The sequence below is a fragment of the Pseudomonas meliae genome (assembly GCF_001400515.1).
GTDB lineage: Bacteria > Pseudomonadota > Gammaproteobacteria > Pseudomonadales > Pseudomonadaceae > Aquipseudomonas > Aquipseudomonas amygdali.
In genome coordinates this window covers 1-7,575 of sequence record NZ_LJQT01000115.1, presented here as the reverse complement: position 1 = coordinate 7,575, position 7,575 = coordinate 1, and the positions used below count along the sequence as shown (strand labels likewise).

The 7,575-nt window shown below is 62.2% G+C and carries 6 protein-coding genes and 1 pseudogene; 1 reads left to right on the top strand and 6 read right to left on the bottom strand.

The window, feature by feature from the left end:
- Positions 1-83: 83 nt before the first annotated feature.
- The 4 genes and pseudogenes from fecE to ALO64_RS05285 all read right to left on the bottom strand — a co-directional run bounded on the left by fecE (position 84) and on the right by ALO64_RS05285 (position 3,755).
- Positions 84-875, bottom strand: coding sequence for a Fe(3+) dicitrate ABC transporter ATP-binding protein FecE (fecE, locus tag ALO64_RS05300; protein WP_002555521.1), 792 nt, complete (start codon positions 873-875; stop codon positions 84-86).
- A gap of 4 nt (positions 876-879) precedes the next feature.
- The gene (locus ALO64_RS05295; RefSeq protein ID WP_044344028.1) at positions 880-1,848 is read right to left on the bottom strand and encodes a FecCD family ABC transporter permease; all 969 of its coding nucleotides are present in this window, start codon (positions 1,846-1,848) and stop codon (positions 880-882) included.
- Positions 1,845-2,834: pseudogene (gene fecC, locus ALO64_RS05290) on the bottom strand (iron-dicitrate ABC transporter permease FecC). Before fecC ends, ALO64_RS05295 begins: the two are co-directional and overlap by 4 nt.
- Positions 2,835-3,755, bottom strand: coding sequence for a Fe(3+) dicitrate ABC transporter substrate-binding protein FecB (locus ALO64_RS05285; protein ID WP_005731186.1), 921 nt, complete (start codon positions 3,753-3,755; stop codon positions 2,835-2,837).
- A gap of 266 nt (positions 3,756-4,021) precedes the next feature.
- Here ALO64_RS05285 and ALO64_RS05280 point away from each other — a divergent pair, with 266 nt between their 5' ends.
- Positions 4,022-5,119 (top strand): calcium:proton antiporter, encoded by a 1,098-nt coding sequence (locus ALO64_RS05280; RefSeq protein WP_004659338.1) that lies wholly within the window; start codon positions 4,022-4,024, stop codon positions 5,117-5,119.
- 111 nt (positions 5,120-5,230) lie between these two features.
- Here the strand turns inward: ALO64_RS05280 and ALO64_RS05275 are convergent, their stop codons facing one another.
- Together ALO64_RS05275 and ALO64_RS05270 are read right to left on the bottom strand one after the other, a co-directional pair.
- On the bottom strand, positions 5,231-6,586 hold the full coding sequence (locus tag ALO64_RS05275) for an 8-oxoguanine deaminase (RefSeq protein ID WP_044344029.1): 1,356 nt from the start codon (positions 6,584-6,586) through the stop codon (positions 5,231-5,233).
- Between the two features lie 123 nt (positions 6,587-6,709).
- Positions 6,710-7,399, bottom strand: a complete 690-nt coding sequence (locus tag ALO64_RS05270) for an SDR family oxidoreductase (protein WP_005731188.1) — start codon at positions 7,397-7,399, stop codon at positions 6,710-6,712.
- Positions 7,400-7,575: the final 176 nt, after the last annotated feature.

Here is a 7,575-nt window from a genome sequence, read left to right as displayed (position 1 = left end):
CACGGCCTTCGGCCAGAATCTAAAACAGACTTGTGTGTAACGCGTAGTGCAGCGAGAAGGTGCAGGTGCGGTGGGCTGCGCCGCTAACTGGTACAGCGCGTGCTGCGCTCGACAATGCACATTGGCGTACCGGCCACGGGTTCGCGCATGATCTGCACCTGCACATCGAACACCTGGCAGACCAGCTCGGCTGTCAGCACCTCGCCCGGCGCGCCGCAGGTCACCAGACGTCCACCCTGCATGACCGCCAGATGGTCGGCATAGCGACAGGCCTGATTGATGTCGTGCAGCACGGTAATCACGGTTTTGCCTTCGGCGCTGAGTTCGCGCATCAGGTCCAGCAGTTCGACCTGATGGCTGATGTCCAGATAGGTGGTCGGCTCGTCGAGCAGGACGATGGCCGCGTCCTGCGCAAGGATCATCGCCAGCCACGCTCGTTGGCGCTGCCCGCCGGAAAGGTCGGACAGCGGCCGGTCGGCCAGGGTTTCCAGCTCCATGCGTTGCAGCGCCTGTTCGACACTGTGCTGATCGGCCCCGCTCAAGCGTCCCCACAGACTGTTGTGCGGGCTGCGACCGTAAGCCACCAGTTGACGCACACTGACGCCTTCTGGAATGGGCAGCACTTGCGGCAGAAAAGCCACCTTGCGGGCCAGCTCTTTGGCGGAGAGCTGGCTATAGGCTTTGCCGTCCAGGCTGAGGCTGCCCGATTGCGGGGTGAGAATCCGTGCAAACGCTTTTAGCAGTGTGGATTTGCCGCAACCGTTGGGGCCGATCAGCGCGGTGACCTGCGCAGGCGGCGGGCTGAATGACAGGTCTTGCACGATCCGCGTTGCGCCATAGCCGATGTCGAGTTGCTGCGCCTTCAGAATACTCATGGGATCAACCTTTGAATCGGGCCAGCAGCCAGAGGAAATACGGAGCGCCAATCACCGCCGTGAGAATACCGGCGGGGATCTCGCTGGGTGCGATCAATGTGCGCCCCAGCGTATCGGCCAGCACCAGCAATAACGCGCCCAATACCATGGAGGCGGGCAGCAGGTATTGATGATGACCGCCGACCAGACGGCGTGCCATGTGTGGCGCGACCAGCCCGACAAAACTCACCGGTCCGATGATGCCCACGCCCAGGCTGGTCAACAGCACGGCACTGCTCATCGCCAGCCAGCGCGTACGTTTGAGGCCGGTACCCAGGCTCTGCGCTGCTTCATCGCCCAGGCCGATCAGGTTCAGCGGTTTGGCCAGCAGCAAGCTGAGCGGGATCAGCAGCAGAAGCGGCGAGGCCAGCAACACATGGTGCCAGTTACGGCTCCACAAACTGCCGGTCAGGGCCAGCAGGGCGGTATTGATATCCAGCGGGTTGGACAGAATCAGAAATTCGGTGATGCTCGACAGCGTCACGGCAATCGCTACCCCGGAGAGCGCGAAACGCACGCCGGAAAACTGCACGCCGGTGTTGTACAACGTCATCAGCAATGCCCCCGCTGCACCGCCCAGACACGCCACAAACGGCAGCGTGGCCACCGGCAATTGCGGCAGGCCGATAATCGCGATGGTCAGCGCCAGCCCTGCGCCCTGGGTCACGCCAAGAATTTCCGGCGAGGCCAGCGGGTTGCGAATCACACCTTGCACGATGGCACCCGCCAGGCCGAACGCGCAGCCGGTCATGATTGCGATCAGTCCGCGTGGCAGGCGGTGATTCCAGACTTCGAAGTCCTTGCTGTCGTGGGCGATCAGATGATCAAGCACCGCGCCGGGCGTCAGCCAGACGGTGCCCGCGCTGAGGCTCAACAGCAGGGCCAGTACCAGTAACACAATCAGCAACAACAGCCGTGAGCGGGACTGGTTCATAGCGCGCGCCTCGCCAGAAACAGAAAGAACGGCGCGCCAATCAACGCCGTGACCACGCCGGCCGGCGTTTCCACGGGGAATGCCACGGCGCGGCTGATCAGGTCCGAGGCCAGCACGATGGCCGCGCCCAGGCCGGCGCTGATCGGGATCAGCTAGCGGTAGTCATTGCCCAGCCACTGGCGAGCGATGTTCGGCGCGATCAGGCCGACAAAGGCGATCGGCCCGACTGCACAGACACTGGCGCCAACCAGCAGCAGGCTGACCACGAACACCAGCAGACGCAAGGCACCGATGCGTACGCCCAGTGAGCGGGCAGCGTCTTCGCCGAGGTTGATCAGGTTCAGGCGCGGCGCACAGGCAATCGCCAGCACCAGACCGATCAGCGTGCAAGGCCAGAGCAGTTGCAACTGCGTCGCGCCGACGTTGGCCAGTGAACCGGCCAGCCAGTTGAGGACACTTTGCGCCTGTGCTTCGACAAGAATCACAGTGAGGCGGGTCAAGGCTGCGCACAGCGCGGCGACGGCGACACCCGCCAGCACCAGTCGCCCCTGAGCGGTGGCAGGCGACCATGCGCCGCCAAGACTGAACACGGTGATCCATGCCAACGCACCACCGAGGCAGGTCATCAGCAGCGCGCCGCCGGGGAAGGGCAGGGCGACCAGCCCGGTGGAAAACAGCGCCAGCCCCAGCGCCGCGCCCGCCGTAACGCCAAACAATGAGGGGGAGGCCAGACGGTTGCGCGTGATGCCCTGCATCAAGGCCCCGGCCACGCCGAGGCAGGCACCGACCAGCGCCGCGCACAAGGCGCGTGGCACGCGCAATTGCGCAACGATATAAGCGATGTTGCCGCCCTCGCGACCCTGCGTGAACAGTCCGTTCCAGGCATCTACCTGACGAATGCTGAACGAAGACAGGGCGAACAGCGACACCCAGAACAGTCCCAGGCAGGTCGCGGTGATCACGCCCGCCATCAGCCAGCGGCGCATTTACGGGTTCAGCACGGCCTTGCCGCCCTTGAGTACGGCAAGCGCATCGTCGGCGATCTGCTCGGACGCCATGATCCCGCGATTGCGCGCCCAGCTGTCGCCATCCACTTCAGCTACCTGCTTGTTACGTACTGCGCCAAGCACCTGCCACAGCGGCTGCTTGCTCCAGCTGTCGACGATGCTCGGGCGACGATAATGACCGACCAGCAACCAGTTCGGGTCCAATGCCAGCAACTGCTCCAGGCTGACGAATTCGGTGGGCGCGGCGTCTTTGCGTACTTCCGGGACCTTCAGACCGATCGCCTGCAACACGCTGCCCGCATAAGAGTGCGGGCCATGTACCGAGAAGCTGTCTTCGCGGGCGACGCCGAACAGCACGTTGGTGTTGGCCGGAATCTGATCGGCAACAGTCTTCAGGTGCTGGCGGTTCTCCGCGATCCGCGCCTGCATCTCTGGGCCTTTGCCGAGCGCCACGCCGATCAGCTCGGCAGATTTCAGACTGCCCTGATAATCCTCGCCGCGCGACGGCAGCATCAGTGTGGGTGCCAGGCTGGCCAGATCGTTGTAAAGCGCCTGATGGCGGCCGAGGTCGGCAATGATCAGGTCCGGCTTGAGCCGCGCGATCACTTCTATATTGGGTTGCGAGCGCAGCCCCACGGACTGCCATTCGCCTACCGCCTTACGCACTTTGGGCAGTACCCGGTTGGCATCGCCATCGTCCGCGGCACCGACGGGTGTTACGCCGACCGACGCCAGGCCGTCGAGAAACGAGAACTCCAGCACCACGACGCGCTTGGGAGTGTCAGGCAGGTGGACTTTGTGTTGGCCGTCATCAATGTCGATAGGCGCGGCCTGGGCGGCGCTGGCCATCAGGGTCAGCAGGCCGCAAGCCAGCAGATGCGGAAGTCGAAAAGCACGCATGGCGAAGGTCCTTTCTAACAAAGCGGAATCATGAAAAACAGGCGCGCCCTGAAGGCCGCGAAGAAAACGGCGGGCACTATTGTTGAAAACGGCGGGCACTATTTCACATCGTGGCGACGGGATCAAAAGTCATTTACGCGTGGGTGCGGTTCTCATTCGGGTCATTTGTTGAAACCTTTTGTCACACACCGCACTCTGAACGGCTTCAATGACAGACACGTTCATGACTATCCGCGGCGATCTGTCGCAAGGGTTTGGAGAAAGTAATGGGCGCTTTGCTCAAGCAAGAAAAGTTTCTACTGCTGGCAATCATTGCCATGTTTGTCGCCTATCCGCTGGAGCATGTGCTGCTGGGCAACGGACAGGTCGTCGCACTGGTTTCCGGGTTGGCGCTGGTCGGCTTCATCGTCTGCGCCTCGATGCGCGTCGCGCACCACGCCGAAATGCTCGCGGAAAAGGTCGGTGATCCCTACGGGACGATGATCCTCACGCTCTCGGCGGTGCTGGTCGAAGTGGTGATTCTGGCGATCATGATGAGCAACGAACCATCGCCGACGCTGGTGCGAGACACCATTTACTCGGCGGTCATGCTCGACATCAACGGCATCCTTGGCCTGGCCGCGCTGATGGGCGGTATCAAGCACGGCGAGCAGTCCTATAACGATGACTCGGCGCGCACCTATAGCGTGATGATCCTCACCGCCATGGGCGTGTCGATGGTGGTGCCCGAGTTCATCCCCAAAGGCGACTGGAAGATCTATTCGGCGTTCACCATTGGCGCGATGATTCTGCTCTACACGCTGTTCCTGCGCATGCAGGTCGGCCCGCACAGCTACTTTTTCAGCTACAGCTACCCGGAAAAGAAAAAGCGCCAGGGCTCGGATCAGGCTGAACAGCATGCAGAGCCGGTCAACCTGACCCGCTCGATTGTCACATTGGTCACCGGTGTGGTGGTGATTGGCGCGCTGGCTGAAGTGATGTCCAAGACGGTCGACCTGGGCCTGGAAGGGACGGGGGCACCGCCAGTGATGACCGCCATTCTGGTAGCCGCCATTTCCGCTGCACCGGAGATTCTGACCGCCCTGCGCGCGGCACTCGCCAACCGCATGCAGTCAGTGGTCAACATTGCTTTGGGTGCATCGTTGTCCACCGTGATTCTGACGGTTCCGGTCATGGAAGCGATGGCGCTTTACAGTGGCCAGCCGTTCCAGATGGCCATGACGCCGGTGCAGACCGTGATGATCTTCATCACCCTGCTGGTGTCCGCCATCAACCTCAACGACGGCGAAACCAACGCCATCGAAGGCATGACCCACTTCGTGCTGTTCGCGACGTTCATCATGCTCTCGTGTCTGGGGCTTTAGGGCCTATTGCCTATCGCTCCCACGCTCTGCGTCGCAAGAGGACGCAGAGCGTCCTGAACGGCATGCCGACGCGGAGCGTCGCACGATAGTTGAGATTATCGCCCCGCACGTTCAGCCCCGAATCAACTCCCGCGCGGCCTGGCTGTGATCGGCAATCAACTGCTTGATGTCCAGGCCTTCGACCTGGCCGTCGATCACTCGCCATTGTCCTGCGATCATCACCCGATCGGCACGGTCCGCGCCGCACAGCAGCAGCGCCGAGAGCGGATCATGGCTGCCGGAAAAGCGCAGTTCGTCCAGCTTGAACAACGCCAGATCAGCCTGTTTGCCCACCGCCAGTTCACCGAGGTCAGTGCGTCCCAGCAATTGCGCCGACCCCTTGGTGGCCCAGCCCAGCACGAGCTGCGGAGTGATTTTTTCGGCGCCGTAGCGCAGGCGTTGCAGGTAAAGCGCCTGGCGGGTTTCGAGGATCATGTTCGATGCATCGTTGGACGCCGAACCATCGACCCCGAGCCCCAGCGGCGCGCCGGCAGCGATCAGCTCCAGCGTCGGGCAGATGCCAGAAGCCAGGCGCATGTTCGAGCTTGGGCAGTGACAGACGCCGGTGCCTGCTGCGCCGAGACGGGCGATTTCGTCGGGGTTGAAGTGGATGCCATGGGCCAGCCAGGTACGCGGTCCCAACCAGCCGACACTGTCCAGATAATCCACGGTGCGCAGGCCGAAGCGTTGCAGGCAGAAGTCCTCTTCGTCGAGGGTTTCAGCCAGGTGGGTGTGCAGGCGCACGTCGAGCTTTTCGGCCATGGCGGCACTCTCGGACATGATCTGCGGCGTGACCGAAAACGGCGAGCAGGGTGCCAGCGCGATCTGGATCTGCGCACCATCGCCGCGCTCGTGATAGGTCTCGATCAGGCGCTGACTGTCGGCCAGAATCACCTCACCCTGCTGCACGGTTTGCTGCGGCGGCAAGCCTCCATCCGCTTCGCCAAGGCTCATCGAACCACGCGTCAACATTGCGCGCATACCCAACTCGCGGACGCTTTGCACCTGAACATCGATGGCGTGTTCAAGCCCGTCGGGAAACAGATAGTGGTGGTCGGCAGCGGTTGTGCACCCGGACAGTAACAGCTCGGCCAGCGCCACCTTGCTGGCGACCGCGAGCTTCTCTGGCGTCAGGCGCGCCCACACCGGGTACAGGGTTTTCAGCCACGGGAATAATGGCTGGTTGACCACCGGTGCCCAAGCGCGGGTGAGGGTTTGATAGAAGTGATGGTGCGTGTTGATCAGCCCCGGCAGCAGCACATGCTCGCGGGCATCGAATGTCTGTGTGCAGGGCGTCGACGGTTGTTGTCCGGCGGCCAGCACTTCAGTGATGACGCCGCCTTCGATCACCAGACCGCCACGGGCGTCCAGGTCATTGGCAGTGAACACGGCAAGGGGATTTTTCAACCAGATACGGATCGCAGGCATGGGCCGGCTCCTCTGAAAGACAGGTTCAGGTTAGCCAGCTCAGTGTTGCCCTGTCTGCTGATCCAGGGTCGCCGGGGTCAGGTGCGCCCCGGCGAAGGACGGCGATTCTAGTCGAGCAGCCGATTACCAGGCAATCGTCTTGCCCTGATAATCGATGAAGTGATGGCCGCCCTTGCCTGCGTAGGCATTGAGCTGTTCGACAAGCCCGGTGGTGCTGGTCATGACGTCGATGGCGGCATTTTCGCCGCCCATGTCGGTCTTCACCCAACCCGGATGCATCGACAGCACGGTAGGACGGTTCTCGCCCAGCTCGGTGACAAAGGTATTGGTCATCGAATTGAGTGCAGCCTTGCTGGCCTTGTACAGCGCAAGGTTTGCGCCGTCCGGGCAAGTGACGCTGCCCAGCCACGAACTCATGAACGCCAGGACGCCCGTGCCGGGACGGATTTGCTCAACGAAGCGCTCGGCCAGACGAATCGGCGCTACAGCGTTGGTCAGGAACAACTGCCCGAGTTCGGCAGCGGTCGACTTCGCAGCGCTCTGGTGTGCCGCGCCACTGATGCCGGCATTGACGAACAGCACGTCGAACACTTCACCGCGCAGCTTCTGGACCAGCACTTCCAGCGAAGCAGGTTCGTCCAGATCCACCGCTTCGATGCGCACGCCCTCGACCGCTTTCAGGTTTTCAGCGTTTTGCGGATCACGTACGGTGGCGGTGACGTGCCAGCCCTGTTCGGTCAAGCGCTGCACCAGCCCGAGCCCGAGGCCACGCGAAGCACCGATAATGAGGGCGGTTTTCTTGGTAGTGGTCATGAATGATTCCTTGGCAAATTGAGAGACAGACTCCATGGCAGCGCAAGCAGGACCTCTCGAAAGTTTCGACCCCGCAGCGTACTACTGCCTATACAGTGTTGGAATCTCCGTGAGCCGGAAACGTTCAAGGTAGATGTCTGACGCTGAGCATCGGCGCGATAGTCGGGATTATCGTT